The 24,643-nt window shown below is 58.0% G+C and carries 26 protein-coding genes; 10 read left to right on the top strand and 16 right to left on the bottom strand.

Translation table 11 applies throughout. The features are described 5' to 3' along the window. Positions 1-86 precede the first annotated feature (86 nt). Positions 87-869 carry a PhzF family phenazine biosynthesis protein gene (locus K5E40_RS18595; RefSeq protein WP_221732099.1) on the top strand — a complete coding sequence of 261 codons (783 nt, stop codon included), beginning with the start codon at positions 87-89 and terminating at the stop codon, positions 867-869. 114 nt (positions 870-983) lie between these two features. Here the strand turns inward: K5E40_RS18595 and K5E40_RS18590 are convergent, their stop codons facing one another. Continuing rightward, positions 984-2,093, bottom strand: coding sequence for an ABC transporter ATP-binding protein (locus K5E40_RS18590; protein ID WP_221732098.1), 1,110 nt, complete (start codon positions 2,091-2,093; stop codon positions 984-986). Continuing rightward, a complete protein-coding gene (gene argF / locus K5E40_RS18585) occupies positions 2,090-3,010 on the bottom strand; it encodes an ornithine carbamoyltransferase (protein WP_221732097.1) in 921 nt (306 codons plus the stop codon). Before argF ends, K5E40_RS18590 begins: the two co-directional genes overlap by 4 nt. Before the next feature lie 402 nt (positions 3,011-3,412). Between argF and K5E40_RS18580 the strand changes: the two genes are divergently transcribed. From K5E40_RS18580 to grxD, 3 genes are all read left to right on the top strand, one after another. Then, a complete protein-coding gene (locus K5E40_RS18580; protein WP_221732096.1) occupies positions 3,413-3,703 on the top strand; it encodes a hypothetical protein in 291 nt (96 codons plus the stop codon). A gap of 134 nt (positions 3,704-3,837) precedes the next feature. Continuing rightward, positions 3,838-5,943, top strand: coding sequence for a molybdopterin oxidoreductase family protein (locus tag K5E40_RS18575; protein ID WP_221732095.1), 2,106 nt, complete (start codon positions 3,838-3,840; stop codon positions 5,941-5,943). Between the two features lie 97 nt (positions 5,944-6,040). Beyond that, positions 6,041-6,382 carry a Grx4 family monothiol glutaredoxin gene (grxD, locus tag K5E40_RS18570; RefSeq protein ID WP_221732094.1) on the top strand — a complete coding sequence of 114 codons (342 nt, stop codon included), beginning with the start codon at positions 6,041-6,043 and terminating at the stop codon, positions 6,380-6,382. Positions 6,383-6,488: 106 nt separating this feature from the next. Here grxD and bfr read toward each other — a convergent pair whose 3' ends face one another. Together bfr and K5E40_RS18560 are read right to left on the bottom strand one after the other, a co-directional pair. Next, the gene (gene bfr / locus K5E40_RS18565) at positions 6,489-6,962 is read right to left on the bottom strand and encodes a bacterioferritin (protein ID WP_003227727.1); all 474 of its coding nucleotides are present in this window, start codon (positions 6,960-6,962) and stop codon (positions 6,489-6,491) included. A gap of 200 nt (positions 6,963-7,162) precedes the next feature. Beyond that, positions 7,163-7,381: a bacterioferritin-associated ferredoxin gene (locus K5E40_RS18560; protein WP_003227725.1), complete on the bottom strand. Its 219-nt coding sequence runs from the start codon at positions 7,379-7,381 to the stop codon at positions 7,163-7,165. Between the two features lie 313 nt (positions 7,382-7,694). Here K5E40_RS18560 and K5E40_RS18555 point away from each other — a divergent pair, with 313 nt between their 5' ends. Beyond that, the gene (locus K5E40_RS18555) at positions 7,695-8,297 is read left to right on the top strand and encodes a peroxiredoxin (RefSeq protein WP_003227723.1); all 603 of its coding nucleotides are present in this window, start codon (positions 7,695-7,697) and stop codon (positions 8,295-8,297) included. Between the two features lie 74 nt (positions 8,298-8,371). Here K5E40_RS18555 and rnt read toward each other — a convergent pair whose 3' ends face one another. After that, entirely contained in the window at positions 8,372-9,049 is a 678-nt protein-coding gene (gene rnt, locus K5E40_RS18550) for a ribonuclease T (RefSeq protein ID WP_095190452.1), read from the bottom strand. Further along, a complete protein-coding gene (gene pyrC / locus K5E40_RS18545) occupies positions 9,046-10,092 on the bottom strand; it encodes a dihydroorotase (RefSeq protein ID WP_221732093.1) in 1,047 nt (348 codons plus the stop codon). Before pyrC ends, rnt begins: the two co-directional genes overlap by 4 nt. Before the next feature lie 159 nt (positions 10,093-10,251). Between pyrC and K5E40_RS18540 the strand changes: the two genes are divergently transcribed. Further along, on the top strand, positions 10,252-11,160 hold the full coding sequence (locus K5E40_RS18540) for an OmpA family protein (RefSeq protein WP_221732092.1): 909 nt from the start codon (positions 10,252-10,254) through the stop codon (positions 11,158-11,160). A gap of 129 nt (positions 11,161-11,289) precedes the next feature. Continuing rightward, entirely contained in the window at positions 11,290-12,507 is a 1,218-nt protein-coding gene (locus K5E40_RS18535) for an argininosuccinate synthase (protein ID WP_186622245.1), read from the top strand. Positions 12,508-12,640: 133 nt separating this feature from the next. Here K5E40_RS18535 and K5E40_RS18530 read toward each other — a convergent pair whose 3' ends face one another. Continuing rightward, entirely contained in the window at positions 12,641-13,354 is a 714-nt protein-coding gene (locus K5E40_RS18530; RefSeq protein ID WP_221732091.1) for a hypothetical protein, read from the bottom strand. A 517-nt stretch (positions 13,355-13,871) separates the two neighbouring features. Between K5E40_RS18530 and K5E40_RS18525 the strand changes: the two genes are divergently transcribed. Continuing rightward, the gene (locus K5E40_RS18525; RefSeq protein ID WP_042560733.1) at positions 13,872-14,498 is read left to right on the top strand and encodes a response regulator transcription factor; all 627 of its coding nucleotides are present in this window, start codon (positions 13,872-13,874) and stop codon (positions 14,496-14,498) included. Between the two features lie 90 nt (positions 14,499-14,588). Here K5E40_RS18525 and K5E40_RS18520 read toward each other — a convergent pair whose 3' ends face one another. The 8 genes from K5E40_RS18520 to metG all read right to left on the bottom strand — a co-directional run bounded on the left by K5E40_RS18520 (position 14,589) and on the right by metG (position 21,605). After that, positions 14,589-14,768, bottom strand: a complete 180-nt coding sequence (locus K5E40_RS18520; RefSeq protein WP_221732090.1) for a PA3496 family putative envelope integrity protein — start codon at positions 14,766-14,768, stop codon at positions 14,589-14,591. 106 nt (positions 14,769-14,874) lie between these two features. Then, positions 14,875-15,513: an endonuclease III gene (gene nth, locus K5E40_RS18515; protein ID WP_221732089.1), complete on the bottom strand. Its 639-nt coding sequence runs from the start codon at positions 15,511-15,513 to the stop codon at positions 14,875-14,877. After that, positions 15,510-16,079: an Rnf-Nqr domain containing protein gene (locus K5E40_RS18510; RefSeq protein WP_221732088.1), complete on the bottom strand. Its 570-nt coding sequence runs from the start codon at positions 16,077-16,079 to the stop codon at positions 15,510-15,512. Before K5E40_RS18510 ends, nth begins: the two co-directional genes overlap by 4 nt. After that, complete coding sequence (locus K5E40_RS18505; RefSeq protein ID WP_221732087.1) at positions 16,076-16,681, bottom strand: RnfABCDGE type electron transport complex subunit G; 606 nt, start codon at positions 16,679-16,681, stop codon at positions 16,076-16,078. The genes K5E40_RS18510 and K5E40_RS18505 overlap by 4 nt, the downstream gene beginning before the upstream one ends. Then, the gene (locus K5E40_RS18500) at positions 16,678-17,661 is read right to left on the bottom strand and encodes an RnfABCDGE type electron transport complex subunit D (protein WP_221732086.1); all 984 of its coding nucleotides are present in this window, start codon (positions 17,659-17,661) and stop codon (positions 16,678-16,680) included. The genes K5E40_RS18505 and K5E40_RS18500 overlap by 4 nt, the downstream gene beginning before the upstream one ends. Continuing rightward, a complete protein-coding gene (rsxB, locus tag K5E40_RS18495) occupies positions 17,648-18,856 on the bottom strand; it encodes an electron transport complex subunit RsxB (RefSeq protein ID WP_221732085.1) in 1,209 nt (402 codons plus the stop codon). The genes K5E40_RS18500 and rsxB overlap by 14 nt, the downstream gene beginning before the upstream one ends. Further along, positions 18,853-19,422: an electron transport complex protein RnfA gene (locus K5E40_RS18490; protein ID WP_221732084.1), complete on the bottom strand. Its 570-nt coding sequence runs from the start codon at positions 19,420-19,422 to the stop codon at positions 18,853-18,855. Before K5E40_RS18490 ends, rsxB begins: the two co-directional genes overlap by 4 nt. Before the next feature lie 131 nt (positions 19,423-19,553). Beyond that, positions 19,554-21,605 (bottom strand): methionine--tRNA ligase, encoded by a 2,052-nt coding sequence (gene metG, locus K5E40_RS18485; protein WP_221732083.1) that lies wholly within the window; start codon positions 21,603-21,605, stop codon positions 19,554-19,556. 155 nt (positions 21,606-21,760) lie between these two features. Between metG and apbC the strand changes: the two genes are divergently transcribed. Then, positions 21,761-22,855 (top strand): iron-sulfur cluster carrier protein ApbC, encoded by a 1,095-nt coding sequence (gene apbC, locus K5E40_RS18480; protein ID WP_221732082.1) that lies wholly within the window; start codon positions 21,761-21,763, stop codon positions 22,853-22,855. Between the two features lie 127 nt (positions 22,856-22,982). Here the strand turns inward: apbC and K5E40_RS18475 are convergent, their stop codons facing one another. Next, positions 22,983-23,741: an SDR family oxidoreductase gene (locus K5E40_RS18475; protein ID WP_221732081.1), complete on the bottom strand. Its 759-nt coding sequence runs from the start codon at positions 23,739-23,741 to the stop codon at positions 22,983-22,985. A gap of 162 nt (positions 23,742-23,903) precedes the next feature. Between K5E40_RS18475 and K5E40_RS18470 the strand changes: the two genes are divergently transcribed. After that, the gene (locus tag K5E40_RS18470; protein ID WP_221732080.1) at positions 23,904-24,635 is read left to right on the top strand and encodes a HugZ family protein; all 732 of its coding nucleotides are present in this window, start codon (positions 23,904-23,906) and stop codon (positions 24,633-24,635) included. The last annotated feature ends 8 nt before the right edge of the window (positions 24,636-24,643 follow it).

Raw genomic sequence — 24,643 nt, 5'->3', positions numbered from 1 at the left:
CTGTATGAAGAAAATTGGCCGGTTCTGTCACTGGCGCGGATCAGGTGTCAGTTGCATGCTCAATCGACGGACTGAGGGAGAAGGTTATGCAACTCGAGTTTCATCAGGTCGACGCGTTCAGTGATCGGCCGTTCAGTGGCAATCCAGCGATGGTTTATCGGCTCGACGCCTGGCTGGCGGACGAGTTGATGCAGAAAATCGCCGCCGAACACAATCTGGCGGAAACTGCGTTTCTGGTACGCGAAGGTCAGGCTTGGCATATCCGCTGGTTCACCCCGACCACCGAAGTGCCGTTGTGCGGTCACGCCACGTTGGCCAGTGCCTATGTGCTATTCGAAATCTACAAGGAAACCGTCGAACGCCTGGATTTTATCTGTCAGTCCGGGCCGCTGAGCGTCAGTCGTGAGGGGCGGCGATTGTGGCTGGACTTCCCGTCGATCGTGCCTTGCGAGATTGGCGTGACGCAGGATGTCGAGCGGGCGTTGGGTGTCGAGGCGGTGGATGTGCTCGGTTCCAGTGAGCTGTTTGTGGTGCTGGAGTCGGAACAGGCCGTTCTGGATTGCAAGCCGGATATGGTCGCGCTGGCCAAGCTGCCGTGGTTGGGTGCGATCGTTACTGCTCGCGGCAATCAACACGATTTCGTCTCGCGCTACTTTGCGCCGGCGATTGGTATCAATGAAGACCCGGTGACCGGTTCGACCCATTGCAGCTTGATTCCGTACTGGTCAAAGAGATTGGGCAAATCGAGCCTGACCGCATGCCAGCGTTCGGCGCGGGGCGGGGAGTTGTTTTGTCGGCTGGAAGGTGAGCGGGTGAAGATTGGCGGTCATGCGACGCTTGTTGCGAGCGGCACACTGCGCCTGGGTTAACACGAAAACCAATGTGTGAGCGGGCTTGCTCGCGAAGGCTGTGTATCAGCAAACACTCGTGCTGAATGACACGACGCTTTCGCGAGCAAGCCCCACATTTTCTATCGTGTTGAATCAGAGCGCGCTGTTGTAGCGACGAACGCCGTTTTCCACTGCCGGAATCTGTGCTGCCGTGCTACCGGATGCCTGGAACAACACCAGATGTTCGGCTGCAACACGAATCCCCACCTCTGCGCCAACCTGATGATCTGCATGACTCGGGAAGATCGATTCCAACTGGGCACCGGTCGGCAGTTGCAGGCGATACAGGGTTGAGGCACCCAGGAACGTCTTGCCCACAATCCGTGCTTTCAAAGCACTGTCCGGCGCATAAACGATGTCATCCGGACGCAACAGCACATCCACCGCACCGCCCACCGGCCACGTATAGGCACGATTGCCGCGCAGTTCACCCAGTTCGGTCTGCACCGATTCCGGGCTGCCGAGTTGGCCGCGAATGAAGTAGCCCTGACCGATGAAACTGGCCACAAAAGGCGTCGCCGGTTCGTGGTAAAGGTTGTACGGCGTGTCCCACTGCTCCAGTCGCCCCTCTTTGAAAACACCGACGTGATCACTCACGGCAAAGGCTTCTTCCTGATCGTGGGTCACCAGTATCGCGCTGGTACCACGAGCCTTGAGGATGTCGCGTACTTCATGGCTGAGTTTGCGGCGCAGTTCGCCATCGAGGTTCGAAAAGGGCTCGTCGAGCAGCAGCAGTTGCGGTTCCGGCGCCAAGGCTCGGGCGAGGGCGACACGCTGTTGCTGGCCGCCGGACAACTCGTGCGGGAAGCGCTTGCCAAGGTTTTTCAGGTTGACCAGTTCCAGCAACTCCTCGGTCACGCGCTCCTTGTGCGGATGCTTGCGAATGCCAAAGGCGATGTTGTCCGCGACACTCAGGTGTGGGAACAGCGCGTAGTCCTGGAACACCATGCCGATCCGGCGTTTCTCCGGTGCCAGGGTGAAACCAGGGCTGGAAAGGGTCTCGCCACCGAGGGTGATTTCACCTTCGTGCACCGGCTCGAAACCGGCGATGGCGCGCAGGGTGGTGGTCTTGCCGCACCCTGATGAGCCGAGCAGGCAGCCGATGTCGCCGGCGTTGAGGTGCAGATTGAGGTTCTGCACCACACGTTGATCTTGATAACCGCAAGCGAGGTTGCGCAGGTTCAGCAGTAATTCATGGCTCATGCGTGGTGATATGCCGGTTCGACGAGGAACTCGAGCAGGGCCTTCTGTGCGTGGAGACGGTTTTCTGCCTGATCCCAAGCGACCGAGCGCGGGTCATCAAGCAGGTCGAGACTGATTTCTTCGCCACGGTGCGCGGGCAGGCAGTGCATGAACAGCACGTCCTCGGCGGCCAGATCGAGCAGGGCACGATTGACCTGGAACGGGGTGAACAGTTTGAGACGCTTGGCGGTTTCTTCTTCCTGGCCCATGGAGGTCCAGACGTCGGTACTCACCAGATGCGCGCCACGCACGGCGTCCTTTGGGTCGCGGACGATGGTCACGCGGTCGCCGGCCTTGGCGACGAACTCCGGGTTCGGCTCGTAGCCTTCCGGGCAGGCGACGCGCAATTGGAAGTCGAACTGGATCGCGGCCTCTATATAGCTGTTGCACATATTGTTGCCGTCGCCGATCCAGGCAACGGTTTTGCCCTGGATCGAGCCGCGATGTTCGAGGAACGTCTGCATGTCGGCCAGCAACTGGCACGGGTGCAGGTCATCGGACAGGCCGTTGATCACGGGCACGCGGGAGTTGGCAGCGAATTCGGTCAGGGTGCTGTGGGCAAAGGTACGGATCATCACCGCATCAAGCATGCTCGATATGACGATGGCGCAATCGCCGATCGGTTCGCCACGGCCCAGTTGGGTGTCGCGTGGCGAAAGGAAGATCGCCTGGCCACCGAGCTGGATCATGCCGGCTTCGAAGGAGATCCGGGTGCGCGTCGAGGATTTCTCGAAGATCATGCCCAGCACGCGGTTTTTCAGGGGCTCGAACAGTACGCCGCGGTTACGCAGGTCCTTGAGCTCAACGCCTCGACGGATCACGCTGACCAGCTCTTCGGGCGTGCAATCCATCAGGGAGAGAAAGTGCCTTGCGCTCATCATTGACTACCTTTTGCTACACACCGCAGATGCTCAAAGCCTTGTTTAACGGAACAACGGGCGAGACCTGCGGCGTAAGCCGCACGGGGCGACGAAAATGGGGGAGGCGCGATATTGACACTAAATGTCGCGTTTTTCCAATAGGCTACGGTTTTTGCGGGATTCGGAGGGCGGACTTGGAGTTGCAGTCGCGCATTTGAAGCCGGGTTCAGCACAGCAGCGAGCCTCTTTGTACACTGGCCCCAAGGGGCTTGGCAATCGGCTGTGGCGCAGATGGCGCTGCTTTGGTCGGTTTACGACCGCCGCGCCACGAATCGCTTGGTCGGGTGCTCGGGCTGAAACATTTGCTAAAGCAAAGTGCTGAGTTATAAATACGTTTCGAGCGACGCAGGAAGCCTCCGCATGGAATCGAAAGAACAACTGTTAATGGAATTGCTGAGCCACACGGCTCGCTCACTGACCCATCTCACCGCCTCGGTCACCTCGATGTCCTTCGAGCTGCTGCGCAGCGAGGACGAAGTGGTCAAGACTGCCGGTCGCCACATGATCGATCGGATGGCGACCATTAGCGCCGGGCTCGATGAGCATTGGCGTCTGATCGGCGAACTCACTGGCGTGCATGTCGCCCACGAACAGATCGAAACCATCCAGGAAATTCAGTTGCAACCGCCGCCCCAGCTGCCATCGAACTGATCGCGCCAGGCTATCGGCTCGCCTGATAACCGTCGATTCACAAGACGAACGTCGCTGGCGCCCGGCCGACGCACGGGCCATAGTTTTGTTCCCGCAGGCGTATTGCCCGCCCCAGAACAAGACAGAGACTGGCCATGACCAAGACTCTCCATCACCGTGCCTGCCACCTGTGTGAAGCCATCTGTGGCCTGACCATCGAGACCACCGAAACCGATGGCAATGTTGCGATCACGTCGATCAAGGGCGATGCCCTCGACACGTTCAGCCGTGGGCACATCTGCCCCAAGGCCGTGGCTTTGCAAGATATTCAGAATGACCCCGATCGCTTGCGCCAGCCAATGCGCCGGGTTGGCAGTGAATGGCTGCCGATCGAGTGGGATGAGGCATTTACGCTGGTGGCCGAGCGCCTGGCGGCGATTCAGGAGCGCCATGGGCAAAACGCGGTGGCGGTCTATCAGGGCAACCCGAGCGTGCACAACTACGGGTTGATGACCCACAGCAACTACTTCCTCGGTTTGCTGAAGACGCGCAATCGCTTCTCGGCGACCTCGGTCGATCAGTTGCCTCATCACCTGAGCAGTTATCTGATGTACGGCCACGGTTTGCTGTTGCCGATTCCGGATATTGATCACACCGATTTCATGCTGATTCTGGGCGCTAATCCGTTGGCGTCCAACGGCAGCATCATGACCGTACCTGACGTCGAAAAGCGCCTCAAAGCAATTCAGGCCCGGGGCGGCAAAGTGGTGGTGGTCGATCCACGGCGCAGCGAAACGGCGGTGATCGCTGATCAACATCTGTTTGTGAGGCCTGGGGGCGATGCGGCTCTGCTGTTTGGTGTACTCAACACGTTGTTTGGCGAAGGCTTGACCCGCGACGGTCACTTGCCGGTCGACGGCCTGGACGAGGTGCGCGCCGCCGTAGCGACGTTCACCGCAGAAGCCATGAGCCCGTTGTGCGCCGTGCCCGCCGAACAGATCCGCCAGTTGGCCCGCGATTTTGCCGCCGCGCCCAGCGCGGTGTGCTACGGGCGAATGGGCGTTTCAACGCAAGCGTTCGGTACCTTGTGCCACTGGGTGGTGCAGTTGATCAATCTGGTGACCGGCAACCTTGATCGCGTCGGCGGGACGCTGTGCACGGAGCCTGCGGTGGATCTGGTGGCATCGACCTCGGGCGGGCATTTCAATAAATGGCAAAGCCGTGTGTCGGGCCGTCCCGAGTACGGCGGCGAGTTGCCGGTGTCGGCGCTGGCCGAAGAGATGCTCACCGACGGCGAGGGGCAGGTCCGTGCGCTGATCACTGTCGCCGGCAACCCGGTGCTGTCGACGCCTAACGGGCGACAACTGGAGCAGGCACTGGACGGCCTGGAGTTCATGGTCAGCATTGACCTGTACATCAACGAAACCACGCGTTATGCCGACCTGATCCTGCCGTCGACTTCGGCGCTGGAGAACGATCACTACGACACCACGTTCAATCTGTTCGCGGTGCGCAATGTCACCCGTTTCAATCGCGCAATCCTCGCCAAACCCGAGGGCGCCTTGCATGACTGGGAGATCTTCGTCGGCCTGGCCAAAGCGTTTGCCGAAAAAACCGGCAAGGAACTGAAGCCGACAATGCCGCCGGCGAAGATGATCGACATGGGCCTGCGCATGGGAATGTACGGTGACGCGTGCGCGCACAAACTGTCGCTGGCAACGCTCTTCGATCATCCGCACGGAATTGACCTTGGCGCATTGAAACCCAATCTCACTGCACGCCTGAAAACGCCGAATCAACACGTGCAGGCAGCGCCACCTGAGATCCTCGCCGACCTCGCACGGTTCGCCGCATTGCAGGCGCCCGACACCGATGAATTGCTGATGATCGGCCGCCGTCATGTGCGCAGTAACAACTCCTGGATGCACAATTACCATCGACTGGTGAAGGGCAAGCCAAGGCATCAATTGCTGATGCACCCGGATGATCTCGCCAGCCGTGGGCTTGAAGATGGTCAGTTGGTGCGCGTCAGTTCGCGGGTCGGGCAGATCGAAGTCCAAGTGCTCGGCAGTCTGGACATGATGAAAGGCGTGGTGAGCTTGCCTCACGGCTGGGGTCATGCGCGTCCCGGTGTACAGATGGCGATTGCCAGCAGTCAGCCGGGTTCCAGTGCCAACGACCTGACCGATGAATGTCAGCTTGACGAGCTGTCGGGCAATGCGGCGCTCAATGGCGTTCCGGTGACCGTGGCAGCGGCTTGAGCGTGTCTGTCGGGGAGACCGAGCATGGCGCTCGGGATTCCGTTACAATGCGCCACCGTGCCGACCCATGAGTCGGAAAGTTCAGCCGAGGTGCTCCATGGATATCATCGAAACGATTAAAGAGCAGATTGCCAACAACACCATTCTGCTTTACATGAAAGGCTCGCCGAATGCCCCACAGTGTGGCTTCTCTGCGAAAGCTGCGCAGGCTGTGATGGCGTGTGGCGAAAAGTTTGCGTACGTGGACATCCTGCAGAACCCGGAAATCCGCGCCAACCTGCCAAAATACGCCAACTGGCCGACTTTCCCGCAACTGTGGGTGGGCGGTGAACTGGTCGGCGGTAGCGACATCATGACCGAGATGGCTGCAGACGGTTCGCTGCTAAGCACCATCAAGGCGGCTGTCGAAGCGGCTGCTGCGAACAAGTCCGAAGCCTGATCGGCTTTTGCGGGTTTCGGCCAATGCTGAAACCTGGGCAGTAAAAAGCCCCGCGCCTCAAAAGAGGGCGGGGCTTTTTAGTGTCTCGCGTTTACCGGGCGCTAACTTACTCTTCACCCATCTGCGATTGCAGATAGTTCTCAAGACCGACTTTATCGATCAGGCCCAGTTGGGTTTCCAGCCAGTCGATATGTTCTTCTTCGGATTCGAGAATGTCTTCGAGCAGTTCGCGGCTGCCGAAATCGCCAACGGATTCACAATGTGCGATCGCCGCTTTTAGGTCAGCGTGGCCGGTCTTCTCGATACGCAGGTCGCACTCCAGCATTTCCTGGGTATGCTCGCCGATGTGCAGCTTGCCCAGATCCTGCACGTTTGGCAGGCCTTCGAGGAACAGGATGCGCTTGATCAGCTTGTCCGCGTGTTTCATCTCGTCGATGGACTCGTGGTACTCGTGCTTGCCCAGCTTGTTCAGGCCCCAATCTTCGTACATGCGTGCATGCAGGAAGTACTGATTGATCGCGACCAGTTCATTGGCAAGGATCTTGTTGAGATGCTGGATGACTGTAATGTCGCCTTTCATGATGGGAGTCCTGCCCTGTATTAGCTGTATATAGGCGGAGTTTGAGCTGCACTTTTATAAGTGTCAAACCTAAGTTATTGAATAATAAATGAAAATAAATCTGAATAAGAATGTTTGTGTTCCGCGTCTGGAGCCTAACCAGTTGATTTTCAGGCATAAAAAAACCGGACACTAAGTCCGGTTCTTTGAAATCAGGGTAATTACGCGGCAGTAAATTCGACTGGATAGGGGATCGCGGCCTGTGCGGTTTGCAGCTTGGTCAAGGTTTCGCGAACCACTTCCTTGGCCAGGCAGGCACATTTGCCACATTGGCTGGCGACGCCGGTGGCCTGGCGAACTTCTTTGTAGCTGCAGCAACCTTCATAGATCGCTTCGCGGATCTGTCCGTCGGTGACGCCAGTGCAGAGACAAACATACATAAGTAAGAACCGTCGCTGGTTGTGACTCAATTGCGATGGATCTTAATGTTAACGAGAATGATTGTCAAAGTGCTTTCGCAAAGCTTTTGGCCAGAATGGCCAGTGACTGACGAACGGTGAAAAGTGGCTATTTGCCTGGCCCTGTAAATGCAGCGTCCTATTCGCCAGCCTCAAAAAACCTTTAAGGACAGGCCAAAAACGCAGTGTATGATGGTCGGCCCTTGCGAAGGGGGTTCGTGTCACAGGGCTGTCGCCTGAGGGTGGCAGGCTGGCCCGGACCCTGAACTTCAAGTTTTTACACCAGGAGATATCAATGAGCGTACTCGTAGGCAAACAAGCCCCTGACTTCACCGTACCGGCCGTACTCGGCAATGGCGAGATCGTTGACAGCTTCACCCTGTCCTCGGCCATTAAAGGCAAATACGGCCTGGTGTTCTTCTACCCACTGGACTTCACCTTCGTCTGCCCGTCCGAGCTGATCGCTCTGGACAACCGTATGGCAGACTTCAAGGCACGCAACGTTGAAGTGATCGCGGTTTCGATCGACTCGCACTTCACCCACAACGCCTGGCGCAACACCCCAGTCAACAATGGCGGCATCGGTCAGGTGAAATACACCATGGCTGCCGACATGAAGCACGACATCGCCAAGGCTTACGATGTTGAGTCCGAAGGCGGCGTGGCGTTCCGTGGTGCCTTCCTGATCGACGACAAAGGCGTTGTCCGCTCGCAGATCATCAACGACCTGCCGCTGGGCCGTAACATGGAAGAGCTGATCCGTCTGGTCGACGCTCTGCAATTCCACGAAGAGCACGGCGAAGTCTGCCCTGCCAACTGGAAGAAAGGCGACAAAGGCATGAACGCTTCGCCAGAAGGCGTTGCGGCTTACCTGACCGAGAACGCTGCTGCCCTGTAAGGCGCAACGTCAAGGTACAAAAAAACCGGCTCACGTAGCCGGTTTTTTCATGCGCGGGATTTATTCGAGAACCATCAGTCGTCGAAATCTTCCCAGCCACCCATCTGCTTCCAGCGATTGACGATGCCGCAGAACAGCTCAGCGGTTTTCTCGGTGTCGTAGCGTGCGGAGTGCGCCTCACGGCCGTCGAAATCGATGTCGGCTGCCTGACAGGCTTTCGCCAGTACGGTTTGACCATAAGCCAGACCGGCCAGTGTCGCAGTGTCGAAACTGGAGAATGGGTGGAACGGATTGCGCTTCATATCCAGTCGCGCAACAGCGGCATTCAGGAAGCCGAGGTCGAAGCTGCTGTTATGGCCGACCAGAATCGCCCGTTTGCAGCCGTTGGCTTTCAACGCCTTGCGGATGCCACGGAAGATATCGGTCAGCGCCGTTTCTTCGCTGACGGCCATGCGCAACGGGTGATCAAGCTTGATTCCGGTGAACTCCAGTGCCGCCGCTTCGATGTTGGCCCCTTCAAAAGGCTCAACGCGGAAGAAGTAGGTGTGATCTGGGTAAACAAAACCCTTTTCATCCATGGCGATGGTGGTCGCGGCAATCTCCAGCAATGCATCGGTGGCCGAGTTGAAGCCACCGGTTTCTACGTCGACGACAACCGGCAGGTAACCGCGAAAACGCGCTGCCATTGGATGACGGGAACCGCCGCCGCCACCTTGACCTTCCAGTTCGTCGTCGAAATGGTCTTCACTCACGCGTGTTCCTCCAGCAGACGCCAGCGCAGCTTTTCACCGGCGCGCAGCGGGATAACGGTCAACTCGCCAAACGGCAGGCTGGTCGGGGCGGTCCATTCTTCGCGAACCAAAGTGATGCGGTCGGTATTGGCCGGCAGGCCGTAGAAGCGTGGCCCGTTGAGGCTGGCGAACGCTTCTAGCTTGTCCAGCGCATTACGCTGTTCGAAGGCTTCGGCGTACAACTCGATGGCGGCGTACGCGGTGTAGCAGCCGGCGCAGCCGCAGGCGGCTTCCTTGGCGTGCTGGGCGTGCGGTGCCGAGTCGGTGCCGAGGAAGAACTTCGCACTGCCGCTGGTGGCGGCGTCGAGCAGGGCTTCCTGATGGGTATTGCGCTTGAGGATCGGCAGGCAATAGAAGTGCGGGCGGATCCCGCCAACCAGCATGTGGTTGCGGTTGTACAGCAGGTGATGCGCGGTGATGGTTGCGCCGACGTTGGCCGAAGCCTCGTTGACGAACTGCACGGCGTCGCCGGTGGTGATGTGTTCGAACACCACTTTGAGCGTCGGGAAACGCTCGACCACACGGCGCATGTGCTCATCGATGAAGATTTTTTCGCGGTCGAACACGTCGACATCGCCACGAGTGACTTCACCGTGGATCAGCAGCGGCATGCCGACTTCGGCCATGGCCTCCAGCGCCGGGAAGATCTTGTCGATGCTGGTCACTCCGGAATCGGAGTTGGTGGTCGCGCCGGCCGGGTACAGTTTGGCGGCGTGCACGAAACCGCTGGCCTTGGCCTCACGAATTTCTTCGGGTTGGGTGCGGTCGGTGAGGTACAGCACCATCAACGGCTCGAAACCACTGCCGGCCGGGCGAGCAGCGAGAATCCGCTGGCGATAGCCGTCGGCTTCAGCGGCGTTGCGCACCGGAGGTACCAGGTTGGGCATGATGATGGCGCGACCGAAGGTGCGCGCAACATCGGCAACGGTATTGGTCAACACAGCACCATCGCGAAGATGAATGTGCCAGTCGTCGGGACGCAGCAGGGTCAGGCGGTCGGACATGAGGGGATTCCAGGCGGGTCAAACTGAGGGGAATGCTACCCGAAAAGACTCTTGCAGGCACTCGCTATCAAGTTTTGCAGGAACCTTCCGATATCCCATAGGTATGCCGTAAACATGTGTGTATCGGTCTTTTTGTTGCAGAAGCCAATGGAGCCTCCCGTGCGCCAGCGTTATTTAGCCTTGCTCAGTGTGTTTGCCAGCCTTCCCGCGATGGCGCTTACCTACCAGACCCGACTGGAGAACATTGAGTGGACGGTCGCCGGCGATAAATTCGAGTGCCGTCTGACGCAGCCGATCACTGATTTCGGTTCGGGTGAGTTCGTGCGCAGGGCCGGTGAGCAGGCAATATTCCGTTTGAACGCCTATAACGCCATGCTGGGCGGCGGTTCGGCGACGTTGCTCGCGGCAGCCGCGCCATGGCAGCCGGGGCGCGGCGACATTAATCTGGGCTCTGTCAGGCTGGGCAGCGGCAACATTCTGTTCAGCAGTTCGCAGTCTCAGGCAGGTGGTCTGATGAGCGGCCTGATGGACGGGCGCAGCCCTGTTGTACGCCGTGCCTCGGGCGATGGCCGGGTTTCGGAAGTGCGCCTGTTACCGGTCAAGTTCAGCAAGGCGTTCAACGAATACCAGAGTTGTGTGGCGAAATTGCTGCCACAGAACTTCGATCAGATTAAACAGTCGCAGGTCGGCTTCCCTGGCGAAGGCATTGATCTTGATGCCGCCGCCAAGGCCAAGCTGCAGGTCATGCTCGACTATATGAAGGCCGATCCGACGGTCAATCACATCGAGCTTGACGGCCACTCGGACAACAGCGGTAATCGCCTGACCAACCGTGAGTTGTCGCGCCGCCGGGCATTGGCTGTGGTCGACTTCTTCAAGGCCAACGGCATTCAGGAATCGCAGATCACTGTGCGTTTCCACGGTGAACGTTATCCACTGGTGCCGAACACCAATGCGGCCAATCGGGCGAAGAACCGCCGGGTGAATGTACATTTGACGCGCGTGGCCCCGACCACCGCTCCAGCGCCTCAGGCCAGCACTCCCGCCAATACCGCGGCGACTTCCTGACCTGCCGGTCATCGTCGCGCTCTCGACAGATTCTGTCGCTTTGTCGTCTTAAGCTGTCGCGCCTCTGTAAATTATCGCGTTTGAGCGGTAGACTCCTCGGCTTTCCGTAGAACCCCGTGGAGTGATGGCATGGCGGACGTAAACAAGGTCGTTCTGGCGTATTCCGGCGGCCTGGACACTTCGGTGATCCTCAAGTGGCTGCAGGATACTTATAACTGTGAAGTGGTGACCTTCACCGCTGATCTCGGTCAAGGCGAAGAGGTCGAGCCGGCCCGCGCCAAGGCTCAGGCCATGGGCGTCAAAGAAATCTACATTGATGACCTGCGCGAAGAGTTCGTGCGTGATTTCGTGTTCCCGATGTTCCGCGCCAACACCGTTTACGAGGGCGAGTACCTGCTGGGTACTTCCATCGCACGCCCACTGATCGCCAAGCGCTTGATCGAAATCGCCAACGAAACCGGCGCTGACGCCATTTCCCATGGCGCCACCGGCAAGGGCAACGACCAGGTTCGTTTCGAGTTGGGCGCGTACGCGCTCAAGCCAGGCGTGAAAGTGATTGCTCCTTGGCGCGAGTGGGACCTGCTGTCCCGCGAGAAGCTGATGGACTACGCCGAGAAGCACGCGATCCCGATCGAGCGCCACGGCAAGAAAAAATCCCCGTACTCGATGGATGCCAACTTGCTGCACATCTCCTATGAAGGTGGCGTGCTGGAAGATACCTGGACCGAGCACGAAGAAGACATGTGGCGTTGGACCGTCTCCCCGGAGAACGCTCCCGACACCCCGCAGTATCTGGAACTGACCTACCGCAACGGCGACATTGTTGCGCTGGATGGCGTCGAAATGACCCCGGCCACTGTTCTGGCGACACTGAACAAGATCGGTGGCGAGCACGGCATCGGCCGTCTGGACATCGTCGAAAACCGTTACGTGGGCATGAAGTCCCGTGGTTGCTACGAAACCCCGGGTGGCACCATCATGCTGCGCGCTCACCGCGCCATCGAGTCGATCACTCTGGACCGCGAAGTCGCTCACCTCAAAGACGAACTGATGCCGAAATACGCCAGCCTGATCTACACCGGCTACTGGTGGAGTCCTGAGCGTCTGATGCTGCAACAGATGATCGACGCTTCCCAGGTCAACGTGAACGGTGTGGTTCGCCTGAAGCTGTACAAGGGCAACGTGATCGTGACCGGCCGCAAGTCCGACGATTCGCTGTTCGACGCCAACATCGCAACGTTCGAAGAGGACGGTGGTGCTTACAATCAGGCCGACGCGGCGGGCTTCATCAAGCTCAACGCGCTGCGCATGCGCATTGCTGCCAACAAGGGCCGCAAACTGTTCTGAGATTGTTCAGACAGATGCGCAATGAAAAGGCGGCCTTGTCTTTGAGACAAGGCCGCCTTTTTTATCAATTCGTTGTTTGGTGCTAATCAAGCAATGTTCCTGGTCTGTCTGCTTCTGCGGTAGTCCTCACCCCTCAAACCCGCCCCAGCAGCGTTACCGCTTGCGAGCACAGGTTGTAAACAATACAAAGCGTTGTACCCGAGCCTTTCTTCGCTTGCCTGATTTGCAATAACGCACTCTTGGTCAGAGAAACGTCTGACACATGATTGGAAAGAAATACGATGGCTCGGGCAGTTTTCTTGTCGGTACGGCGGATCCTTTCCAGAATCGTGTTCAGTTCTCTCGAAGCATCAGTATTCCTTGCATCGATGATGTGCAGGTGGCTGATGGAGACCGGCAAGTGAATATTGTGTTGAACCGTCAGGTTCGGCGTTGAGCCTATGTCTGGTGGCGGGTCGGGCGCGTTATGGATTTTGCACGACTCCTTGCCTTGGGCTGCGCCGGGTTCGCTGGGCACGATGAAACTTGATATTCCGAAAGTACCTTGGGGTGGATCCTGCTGTGATGTGTTTCGCTTGTTATCGCGATAATTATTGTTGATGACTTTTAAGAAGCTCTTGTCCTTGCCGAAATCAGAGGGTGAATAGAGTGAGCGGTAGTTGAAGTTTAAAGTGATAAAGAAAAGAAACAACAAGTAGAACGGGAAGCTTATCAGGAACCAGACGTAAATTTCGCGATCCTCGCTATCAAGGAATGGCAAAGAAACAGCGGCGGAGGCCTCGGATATAGCGGCGAATATAGCGATGATCGTCATCGGGTTGGAGATTTTGTTTTTTATCTTTAACATTTAAGTTCTCTTTTGTTTGAATGGTTTTGTTATGGGTGGTTTGTGTTTTGTTGTTTGTTGGGTAAGTGTGCTGTTGATGTTTATATTTATAGCAAAAGTGTTTGCTTAAGTATAAATATCTTGTTTCAAGTGTTTATAATTCGGTCGTTTGTATATTGAGGTTGTAGGAGATTGCCGTCATTGCATGATGTTTCTGATTTGCAATGTATTCGTGTTGTGGCACTGGTATTCGACTCCGATCCCGCAGGTTGGATGCAGTGATGCCCGGCTGTGAGACGGCTTTGCGCTGAAGTCGGTCGCAAGCGGTTACAGGTAAAAAGCAGCAATGTTGCAGGGAAGTGAGCGAGGTGCTTTGTCGGATATTTAGAGAAGAGTGAGGTTTTTGTAGGATTAATCCTCAATGCTCGTAGGGTATGTCTCTCGATGCAAGTGCGTGAGAGCGCTGGCATGCCATAAGGCAAGTGACTGGGCTATTGTGCGTGTTCTAAAAATTCGAACAGCGAAACTGGACTTGCCCATGAATAAAGTGCTGATCGTGGATGACCACCCCGTCATTCGTCTTGCGGTACGTATGCTGATGGAACGTCATGGCTACGAAGTCATTGCAGAAACTGATAACGGTGTAGATGCATTACAACTTGCTCGTGAACAAATGCCCGATATTGTTATTCTGGATATTGGAATACCGAAGCTTGATGGTCTGGAAGTTATTGCGCGCCTGACTTCGGTCGCGATGCCCATAAAAGTTTTGGTACTGACTTCTCAGGCGCCCGGGCATTTTTCAATGCGTTGCATGCAATCGGGGGCGGCGGGTTATGTATGTAAACAGCAGGATCTGACCGAGTTGCTCAGCGCGATCAAAGCTGTTTTGTCCGGCTACAGCTATTTTCCCAATCAGGCGTTGCATACAGTGCGGACCAGTCTGGGCAATGCCAGCGAAGCCGACATGGTGGATCGCCTTTCCGGGCGGGAAATGATGGTTTTGCAACAGTTGGCGCGGGGCAAGACCAACAAGGAAATCGCCGATGGCATGTTTTTGAGCAACAAGACAGTGAGCACCTACAAGACTCGCTTGCTGCTGAAACTCAATGCGCGCTCGCTGGTTGATCTGATCGAGTTGGCGCAACGTAATGGGCTTGTCTGAATGCCTCAGTAAGCTGATGGGGTCATGGGCCGATCGAATTCAGCTAGTTATAGAAAGTGAAAAGCCTCCGGTTCGGGAGGCTTTCAAGTGTCAGAGATCAAAATCGTAATCGGCCAATTGCTTTTGCAGTCGGCGCTCCTCCAGCAGGTTGTCGATCGTGCGGCGCTTGCTCAGATTGGTTTTGGCGACTTCCACGACCGGTTCCTCTGGTTCAGCGTCTGCGGTGTCAACGTCGTCTTCTATGTCCAGTTGTTCTTTGTCGCTACTCATAAGGTTAACTCCGGCTAAGACTGCCTTTGGCGCTCCTTATATCGGTAATGCAGCGACGGGTAAAAAAGATTTTTTCAATCGACCAATCAATAAAGCTAATAGCCGCTCAATCGTCCGATGTTTTGGCCTTGTACTCGCACAAGTCCTCAATCCGACAGCTACCACAGCGTGGCTTGCGCGCCAGACACACATAGCGGCCAAGAAGAATCAGCCAATGGTGGGAGTCGAGCAGGAATTCCTTTGGCACAAACTTCATCAGCTTCTTTTCCACCTCGACGACATTCTTGCCCGGCGCAATGCCTGTGCGATTGCTGACGCGGAAAATGTGCGTGTCGACCGCCATGGTCAACTGGCGAAACGCGGTATTGAGTACGACGTTGGCGGTCTTGCGGCCAACGCCGGGCAAGGCTTCCAGCGCTTCGCGCGTCTTTGGTACTTCACTGTCGTGGCGTTCGACCAGCAGACGGCAGGTCTCGATGACGTTTTTCGCCTTGCTGTTGTAGAGGCCGATCGTCTTGATGTATTCGGACAATCCTTCGACGCCCAAGGCATGGATCGCTGCTGGCGTATTGGCCACCGGGAACAGTTTTGCCGTGGCCTTGTTGACGCCAACGTCGGTGGACTGCGCCGAGAGAATCACTGCAATCAGCAGTTCGAAGGGCGAGGAGTAGGCCAGTTCAGTCTTCGGCTCGGGATTGTCTTCATGCAGTCTGCGAAAAATCTCATGACGTTTTGCGGCGTTCATGGGCGATGCGATTCCTTGGAAATAGAGTTCGAGCGAGTCCACGCCTGACAGGCCGCGAGCAGCAGCCCCAGCACGATGAAGGCGCCGGGAACCATGGTTGGCAGATGCAGGCCATCGTTGAGCAAAACAAGACCTTGCCAGTGTTCGGATAGCCCGCGACCGAGACTGCCGTAACCGATGAGTTCACGCAGTGCGGCGAGTACCAGCATGAGCCCGCCAAACAGGCCCGCTAGCTTGAAGCGCTTGGCCGGCGGTTGCTGGAAGAAGCCATTGTGCTCCAGCACCACACACTGCAAGGCGATCAGGCCCGTATAGAAACCGAACGCCTGATGCCATGGCAGCAACCAGCGCTGCGCAAGAATGTCGGCACAACTGGTCAGCGAAGCGGCGAGCAGCAAACTGGCCAGCAATGCACTAGTCCCTGTCAGTCGCGAGCGCACCAGCAGCATGCACACACCATAAACGCCCACGACAGTGACAAGCATCAGTAGCGTGCCCAGCGCGGCGGCCAGCGTTTGCGTGGCGCCAAGCAGCAGCACCAGCATCAAAGCGTTCGACAGCTTCATGCTCCACTCCCCAGCAACGCCACCCGATGCTCATCGAAGTAACGCAGCGCATCATGGATCGCGTTGATCGCTGCGCGGGAGGTGATGGTCGCCCCGGCCATTTGATCAAATTGCCCGTGATCCTTTTTCAACGCCCAGCCTGCGATCGTCGGCTCATGGTTCGATTTGCCGGCGAACGCTTGCAGCCAGGCATTTGGCCAGTCACCAATGACGCCACCCAGCGCTGGGGTTTCGGTTTGCTTCAAAGTTTTCACTCCGAGCAATTTTCCATTGGCATCAATGGCGATCAGCAGTTCGATGACACCGGCATATCCCTCGGTCAAACTACGCAGCAGCACCGCTACCGGTTGCCCGCCTTTGGTCGCGCGATAGCCGCCCGCCAGCGTGCTGTGGCTTAAGGCAATGTCGGTCAAGGCCAGTGGTTGTTCCAGCGGTTGATTGTCGTAAGACTCGGCCGGGATTACATCCAGTAATTTGCGGTTATCGATCAGGCGCTGCTCGGCGGCGATCTGGGGCGCATTGCTGCGCTGCACGAGATACGTCGCGCCGATACCGATGAAGGCCAACAACAACAGCGTGATGCTGCTGATCGTTCGGTTCATGGGCTCACCTGTGTCTGGCGGGCGGCGGCGAAGCGTTCCAGTGCGGGCACGCACAGATTCATCAGCAACACGGCAAACGCCACACCGTCGGGGTAACCGCCCCATGTGCGAATCAGATAAGTCAGCAGGCCGACGCCGACGCCAAACAGCAGGCGGGCGAACGGGTTTTTAGCCCCGGACACCGGCTCGGTAATGATGAAAAATGCACCGAGCATGGTCGCGCCGCTCAGTAGATGAAATAACGGCGATCCGTGGGAATTAGAGCCTGAGCCGTTCCAGCACAACAGGCTGACGACAAACAGAGTGGCGAGCATGCCGACGGGTGCCTGCCAGCCAATCACTCGGCGTTGCAGCAGGAACAGTCCGCCGGCGAGAAACGCCAGGTTGACCCATTCCACGCCACGCCCGCCGAAACCACCGAACGCCGGATTGGCGGCGAACAGTTCATCGATAGTCAGGCTTTTGTTGATGCGCAAGCTGTCCAGCGCCGTAGCCTGAACCCAGGCATCCGGCGCCGAGCCCATGTTGAATACCTGTTGCAGGGCGGACAGAACATCCATGCCATGGGCCGGCCAATGAGTCATTGGCTGTGGGAACAACACGATGGCCAAGACAAATCCGAGCATCGCCGGATTGAACGGGTTTTTTCCGACGCCACCGTACAAGTGCTTGCCGAAGAGCAGGCCAGAAGCAATCGCTGTGACCGTCAGCCACCACGGACAGTAAGGGGGCATGGCGGCCGCTAGCAGTGTCGCGCTGACCACCGCGCTGCCATCGATCAGGGTTGACTGAATTGGTTGATGACGTAAGCGTGTGACCGCCGCTTCGACGACCAATGCGGTGGTAATCGCCAGGATCAGATTGATCAGCACGCCCCAACCGTAGAACCAGAACAATGCCAGCAACCCAGGCAGCGTCGCGAGCAGCACCTGTTTCATCGCCTGTTGCAGGCGATCGTCCGGCGTCTCAAGGGGCGACATGGTCTTGCACCTGACGCTCGGCTTCTTGCAGGCGAGCGCGGGCCTTGTCGAGTGTTTTGGTTGGGGTGTCGGTGTGGCGTTCCAGTTTGTTGAGGTCGGCGCGAGCGTAGGCCAATTCGGTTTTCAACTTCCGAAGCTGGCTGTCGATCGGACGTTTTTCCACGCGCACTAGATCAGGCACAGGCTGATCACTGCAGGCTTCGGCGGCATGCAGGGCTTGCTCGGCGTCACGCAGCGCCTGTTCCAGCGTCGCGATTTGCTTCGTTGAAGCCTCGGCGGTTTGTGCTTTTTTCAGTTCGGCGCGGCGCATGGCTAACTGGATTTTCGCCCGTTTCAGGTCAGCGTCTTTTGCCGGGGCAGGTGCTGGCGGAGCGCTAGGAGCAGTGCTTTCGAGTGATGCCAGCGCCTGCTCAGCCGCTTCGAATTGTTGCTGCAATACAATCAATTGCGCCTGCTGCTCGAACGTCGGCGGATGGCCGAAGGCTTTCAGCGACTTGTGCAATTGCGCCCGGCTCATCGCGACATCGATCTTGGCTTTCTTCAACGCGGCATCGGCGGTGGCCACTTTCTGTGCGCGGACACGTTCCAGCGCAGCCTGCACCGGGTCGAGTGTGGTGATTTCAGGTTGCGCGGCCTTTTTGGCTCGCGCCTCGCGCTCGGCCTGTTTCTGCTGCTCTTCGCGTTCGAGGCGGGCATTGCGTCGCTCGAAACGCTGGCGCGCGTGATCGCGTTTGGCCGCGCGCTCGCGCTGTTCCACGAGACTGAACGCCAGACCGCCCACCACTGGCAACGTAGTCGGCGGCAGCGGATGCATCTCGATGCAATCTACCGGGCACGGCGCCACACAGAGGTCGCAACCGGTGCACTCATCGATTAACACGGTGTGCATCAGTTTCGCTGCACCGACGATGGCATCGATCGGACAGGCCTGAATGCACTTGGTACAGCCGATGCATTCGGCCTCGCGAATGTAGGCCACTTGTGGCGGCGCCGAACCTCGACTGATATCCAGCTCCAGCACGGGTACTTTCAACAATCCGGCCAGCGCCGCGATGGTTTCGTCACCCCCCGGCGGGCACTTGTTGATCGGCTCGCCATTGGCGATACCTTCAGCGTAGGGCTTGCATCCGGGATGGCCACATTTGCCACATTGGGTCTGAGGCAGCAGGGCATCGATGCGTTGAATCAGACTCATGTTTTGATCAGTCCACTGAATCCGAGAAAAATCACTGCCATCAGTCCGGCGCTGATCAGATCGATCGGCAAGCCGCGAAAGGGCAGGGGAATATCGTTGCCAGCGGTGCGCTCGCGCAAATCGCTGAACAGGCTCAATACCAGCCAGAAGCCCAGGCCTGCGCCGAGGCTCAGCGCTGCCGCATGCAACAGCCCCTGATCATTCTGCGCATTGATCAGCGCCAGTCCAAGTACGCCGGCATTGCACAGCAAGAGCGGCCATAAACTGTCGAATGGCCAGTCGGGCAGCCCGCGCGCCAGCCATTTCAGCAGCGGAGCGATCAGCAACACACTCAACGGCAGAAACACGAACAAGCGCAGAGCTTCAAGTTGCAGTGGTACCAGCAGCCAGTGCCAGATGGCGTACCCCATCACGCCGACGATCAGCATCATGCACAACGTCGCCAGTCCCAGCGCATGCACCTGACGTCGACTGCCCGCCAACAGCGGATCGACGCCCAGCGGCCAGTGCGACACGAAGTTGTTGAGCAGCGCAGCACTGAAAAGCGTAAGCACGAGTTCGGTCATGGTTCTGCCAGTAAAACGGGCGGATGTCTCATAAGGTTAGGCATTATCCGGCAGCCACGATGGTGGGGCCAGATATGAAAAATCCCACAGGCATGCGGGGCACGCCTGTGGGATCGATTTACCGCACCGTCTTACTTGATGCGCTGACCTGGCTTGGCGCCGCTGTCCGGGCTTAGCAGGTAGATTTCTTCACCGCCGGGGCCGGCCGCCATCACCATGCCTTCGGAGATGCCGAACTTCATTTTCCGTGGTTTGAGGTTGGCGATCATCATGGTCAGGCGACCGTCGAGCTTGGACGGATCCGGGTAGGCGCTCTTGATCCCGGAGAACACGTTGCGTTGCTCGTCACCGATGTCGAGGGTCAGGCGCAGCAGTTTGTCTGCCCCTTCAACGGCTTCAGCCTTGACGATCAGCGCCACCCGCAGGTCGACGGCGGCAAAGGTGTCGAAGTCGATTTCCGGCGACAGCGGATCCTTTGCCAGTTCGCCGTTGCCCGCAGGTGCGGCGGCACCGGTGTCAGTCTGGCTGGCGGTCAGGTCTTCTTTCGAGGCATCGCTCATGGCTTGGACTTTTACCGGGTCGATGCGGGTCATCAACGGTTTGAATTCATTAAGCTGATGGTTGGCCAGCAGGGTGGTGTGGTCGTTCCAGGTCAGCGGGGCAACGTTGAGGAACGCCTCGGCATCGGCGGCCAGCAGCGGCAGCACCGGTTTGAGGAAAATCACCAGTTGGCGGAACAGGTTGATGCCGGTGGCGCAGATCGCCTGGACTTCATCCTGCTTGCCTTCCTGCTTGTTCAGCGACCACGGTGCCTTGTCGGCGATCCACGCGTTGGCGCGGTCGGCCAGGGCCATGGTTTCACGCATGGCGCGGGCGAAGTCGCGGGCTTCATAGGCGTCGGCAATGCTTGGCGCTGCGGCCAGGAACGCTTCGGTCAGCTCTGGCGCGGCATTGTTGTCGACCAGCAGGCCGGCGTTGCCCTTGTGGATAAAACCGGCGCAACGGCTGGCGATGTTGACCACTTTGCCGACGAGGTCGGAGTTGACCTTCTGCACGAAGTCTTCGAGGTTCAGGTCGAGGTCATCGACGCCACGGCCCAGCTTGGCCGCGTAGTAATAGCGCAGGTATTCCGGCGACAGGTGATCCAGATAAGTACGCGCCTTGATGAAGGTGCCACGGGACTTGGACATCTTCTGGCCGTTGACGGTCAGGTAGCCGTGGACGTTGATCGCGGTCGGTTTACGGAAACCGGCACCTTCGAGCATGGCTGGCCAGAACAGCGCGTGGAAGTTGACGATGTCCTTGCCGATGAAGTGGTACAGCTCGGCGGTGGAGTCCTTGCCCCAGAACGCGTCGAAATCAAGCGCAGGCGTGCGCTCGCAAAGGTTCTTGAAGCTGGCCATGTAGCCGATTGGTGCGTCCAGCCACACGTAGAAATACTTGCCAGGCTCGCCCGGGATCTCGAAACCGAAGTACGGCGCATCGCGGGAGATGTCCCACTGCTGCAGGCCAGCGTCCAGCCACTCGGCAATCTTGTTGGCGACCGCGTCTTGCAGGGTGCCGCTGCGGGTCCAGGCCTGCAGCATTTCCTGGAAGTCCGGCAGCTTGAAGAAGAAGTGCTGGGAATCCTTGAGCACCGGAGTGGCGCCAGAGATCGCCGACTTCGGATCCTTCAGGTCAGTTGGTGCGTAGGTCGCACCGCATTTTTCGCAGTTGTCGCCGTACTGGTCTTCGGTGCCGCATTTCGGGCAGGTGCCCTTGATGAAGCGGTCGGCCAGGAACATTTTCTTTTCCGGGTCGAAATACTGGGTGATCGAGCGTTGGGCAATGTGCCCGGCGTCACGCAGCTTGATATAGATCTGGCTCGACAGCTCACGGTTTTCTTCGGCGTGAGTGGAGTGGAAGTTGTCGAAATCGACCAGGAACTCGGCAAAGTCGGCGCTGTGTTCAGCCTGCACGTTGGCGATCAGTTGTTCCGGAGTGATGCCTTCCTTTTCTGCGCGCAGCATGATCGCCGAACCATGAGCGTCATCGGCGCAGACATAGATGCATTGATTGCCGCGATGCTTCTGGAAGCGCACCCACATATCGGTCTGGATATATTCCAGCATGTGGCCAAGGTGGATCGAACCATTGGCGTAGGGCAGGGCGCTGGTGACGAGGATCTTGCGTGGCTCGGACATGTGGGGCTTCGCTACTTGATGAAACGGAGGTCGGCCACTATAAAGCGCCGGGAAAGATATTTCACCCCTGCAAAAAGTTACAAGGCATGCCGTCAGGAGGGCAGAAGGGGTAGGATACCTGCCATCTTTTTCAAGTCTTGTTATCGGAGTTGCCCATGAGTGCCGTCACTCGCGCAGCGGTGGAAGCCGTCCTCAGCCAGTACACCGACCCTTACCTGAACCAGGACCCGGTCAGCGTCGGTTGCGTGAAGAACATCGAAATCATCGGTGACCGCGTCAATGTTCAGCTGGAAATCGGCTATGCCGCCGGTCTGTTCAAGAGTGGCTGGGCACAATTGCTGCAACTGGCCATCGAGAATATCGACGGCGTGGTCATCGCCAAGGTCGAGGTCAGCAGCGTGATTGCCGCGCACAAGGCCCAGGCACAGATTCCGGGCTTGGCCAATGTCAAGAACGTGGTCGCCGTGGCGTCGGGCAAGGGCGGCGTGGGTAAGTCGACCACCGCGGCCAACCTCGCGCTGGCACTGGCCCGTGAAGGCGCCAAGGTCGGGATTCTCGATGCCGACATCTATGGTCCGAGCCAAGGCATCATGTTCGGCATCCCGGAGCGCACCCGCCCTGAGGTCAAGGATCAGAAGTGGTTCGTGCCACTCAAGGCCCACGGTGTGGAAGTCATGTCGATGGCGTTCCTGACCGACGACAACACGCCGATGGTCTGGCGCGGGCCGATGGTTTCCGGCGCGCTGCTGCAGCTTGTCACGCAAACTGCGTGGGGCGATCTGGATTATCTGGTGATCGACATGCCGCCAGGCACCGGTGACATTCAGTTGACCCTGGCGCAGAAAGTCCCGGTGGCCGGTGCGGTGATTGTCACCACGCCGCAGGATCTGGCATTGCTCGACGCGCGCAAAGGCGTGGAAATGTTCCGCAAGGTCAACATTCCGGTGCTGGGCGTCGTGGAAAACATGGCCGTGCACATCTGCTCGAACTGCGGCCATGCCGAGCATCTGTTCGGTGAGGGTGGAGGCGAGAAACTGGCGACTCAATACGGCGTCGAGCTATTGGCTTCGCTGCCGTTGTCGATGCTGATCCGCGAGCAGGCCGATGGCGGCAAGCCGACAGTGATTGCCGAGCCGGACAGCCAGATTGCCATGGTGTATCAGGAACTGGCCCGCCACGTCGGCGCGCGGATTGTGTTGCAGGAAGCTGCCACGCCGGCAATGCCGAACATCACCATCAGCGACGATTGATGGCCTGAAACACAATCAACTGTGGGAGCGGGCTTGCTCGCGAAGGTGGTGTGTCAGTCGACGAAAATGTTGCCTGACACACCACCTTCGCGAGCAAGCCCGCTCCCACACTGGTTTTGTGTTGGGGTTAGATACGCAAGCCGCCATCCATCTCCAGAATCCGGCCGGTGTAGTAGTCGTTTTCGAAGATGTATGCCGCCGAATGGGCGATTTCTTCCGGTTTGCCCATGCGTTTGAGCGGAATCCCTGACGTCATCTTCTCCAGCGCTTCGGGCTTCATGCCCAGGGTCATCTCGGTTTCGATGAAGCCCGGCGCAATGCCCGCCACGCGAATGCCGTAACGCGCCAGTTCTTTGGCCCAGGTCACGGTCGCCGCGGCAACGCCGGCCTTGGCGGCAGAATAGTTGGTCTGGCCAACGTTACCCGCCCGCGAAATCGACGAAATGTTGATGATCGCGCCGCTGTTTTTCAGCTCGACCATTTTCGCCGCCACTTCACGGGTGCACAGGAACACGCCGGTCAGGTTGACGTCGATCACCGCCTGCCATTGGGCCAGGCTCATCTTGGTCATTTCGCCGTCCTTGACCTTAAGCAGCAGGCCATCACGCAGGATCCCGGCGTTGTTGATCAGGCCGTGGATCGCACCAAAATCGGCGGCAACCTGGGCGACCATGTGCTCAACCTGTTCTTCATTGGCAACGTTGCACAGATAGCTGCGCGCTTGGACACCCTTGGCTTTGCAAGCCGCGACGGCGTCGTCGAGTTTTTCCTGGTTCAGATCGACCAAGGCAAGCTTGGCGCCTTTGCCTGCGAAATACTCGGCCATGGAACGGCCCAAACCCTGGCAACCGCCCGTGATAATGATTACTTTGTCGTTGAGTTGCATTCGCATGCCCCGATAGCAGGTCAGAGTGGTTTTCCCTTAGAGAGCCTCTCGATCTGCGCCCGACGTGGCCTGGCCGCACATGAGAATTGCCCCGAGAGTGAGCGGGACTTATCCCGTTCATCTGTCCGTTTTTTCGACGGATTCTTTTTAAGGAGTCATAAATTGAGCGTTGAAGTGGCCAAGAATGCCCGAGAATTGCTTCTCAAGGAATACCGGGGAGTGCTGTCGACCCACTCCAAATCGATGCCCGGTTTTCCCTTTGGCTCTGTGGTGCCCTATTGCCTCGATGAGCAGGGCCGGCCGCTGATCCTGATCAGCCGCATCGCCCAGCACACCCACAACCTGCAAAAAGACCCTAAATGCTCGATGTTGGTGGGCGAGCGTGACGCTGATGATGTGCAAGCCGTTGGTCGCCTGACCTATCTGGGCGAAGCGCAAAAACTCGAAGACGCTGCGGCCATTGAAGCGGCCGCCGAGCGCTACTACCGCTACTTCCCCGATTCGCAGAACTACCACAAGGCTCACGATTTCGATTTCTGGGTGCTCAAACCGGTGCGCCATCGTTACATCGGCGGTTTTGGCGCGATTCACTGGATCGACGAGCTGACCTTGGCCAATCCGTTCGCCGGCAAGGCTGAAATCAGCATGGTCGAGCACATGAACAGCGACCACGCCAAAGCCATTGCGCACTACGCCGAACTCGCCGGGCTGCCGAATAGCGTGCCCGCGCAACTGGCCGGGATCGACACCGAAGGCATGCATCTGCGGATCGGTCAGGCCCTTTACTGGCTACCGTTTCAAGCGCCATGTCATACGCCGATACAAGTGCGCGAAGCCTTGGTTTCTCTGGCTCACGCCCAGGTGTGGCCAAAAAATGCAGTGGCTGATGCTTGAATTCACGA

The sequence above is a fragment of the Pseudomonas baetica genome, assembly GCF_019733355.1.
GTDB classification, from domain to species: domain Bacteria; phylum Pseudomonadota; class Gammaproteobacteria; order Pseudomonadales; family Pseudomonadaceae; genus Aquipseudomonas; species Aquipseudomonas baetica_A.
This window is presented reverse-complemented; position numbering and strand designations above follow the sequence as displayed.